Annotated in this window: 1 protein-coding gene; it reads left to right on the forward strand. The window is 43.4% G+C overall.

Annotated features, from left to right (window positions below; all coding sequences use genetic code 11):
* Positions 1–368: 368 nt before the first annotated feature.
* The coding region (locus ACE1CC_RS20285; RefSeq protein ID WP_413272250.1) for a glycosyltransferase at positions 369–1,235 on the forward strand (867 nt) is incomplete at its 3' end.

Raw genomic sequence — 1,235 nt, forward strand, 5'->3', positions numbered from 1 at the left:
AGTAGAATGGGTCTTACAACATCAACAAGAATGGGAATTAATGCGTCAACAGGCAAGGGCCGAGTATGAGGCTAAGTACACCGCTCAACAAAACTACCGCAGGCTCATGGAAATTTATGCTTTGGTGCGTCCGATTTAACATCAAACTCTGTGATCTCACCTTGTTGAAGGCGATCGCAAAAACTCTACCCATGTTAATTCCTCTTATAGCATCCTACGGAAGAAACTTTGTCATCCGAAATTTATTCAATAAAAATCCTACTTTAGGTGTACAAAAATTTTACTTTTTTATAGTAATTTAAAATCCAATTAAAGAAAAATCATCTACCTGATTAATTAGCATTTATATAGAAGAGGAGAAGGGTGAAGTGAGAATACTGAGCATACACAACAACTATCAGATCCGTGGTGGAGAAGACGAGTCTCGTGAGTTAGAAGAACGGCTATTGCAGAACATGGGTCACGAAGTAGAAGTGTATCAGGAGAATAACGATCGGGTTCTTGCGATCAATGCCGTAAACTTGGCACTGAGAACCGTTTGGTCTACTGAGGCTTTCAACATTGTCAAACAAAAACTCATCGACAAAGCCTTTGATATAGTCCATGTGCAAAACTTCTTTCCGTTAATTTCTCCCTCGGTATACTATGCTGCTAAGGAACAGGGCGTGCCTGTAGTGCAAACCTTGAGAAATTACCGTTTGTTGTGTCCCAATGGGTTATTCTTCCGTGATGGAAAAGTATGTGTTGACTGTTTGGGGAAACCCATCCCCTATCCAGGAGTCCTGCATAGTTGCTACCGAGATAGTTTAGCCGCTAGTAGCGTATCCGCAACAATGATAACGGTACACCGTGCCATGCAGACTTGGAAAGAGAAGGTGGATCTGTTCATTGTCAAAACAGAGTTTGCTCGCCAGAAATTTATTGAGGGTGGTTTCCCCGCAGAAAAGATCTTATTGAAGCCAAACTTTGTCGATCCTGACCCAGGTGTGGGCGCAGGACTGGGTGGCTATGCTCTTTTCGTGGGCAGACTTTCGCCAGAAAAAGGACTAGATACTTTGCTTGCGGCTTGGCAGCAACTGAAAAATCCCATGCCGCTGAAAATTGTTGGCGATGGCCCTTTAGCAGGTGAGGTGGCAAAAGCAGCGGAAAAATCTCCGAAAATTGAGTGGTTAGGACGCAAATCAATGGCAGAAGTTTATGCCCTGATGGGAGAAGCAATGGTGTTGATTTTCCCC

It is taken from the genome of Floridaenema aerugineum BLCC-F46, assembly GCF_041929345.1.
GTDB classification, from domain to species: Bacteria; Cyanobacteriota; Cyanobacteriia; order Cyanobacteriales; family Aerosakkonemataceae; genus Floridanema; species Floridanema aerugineum.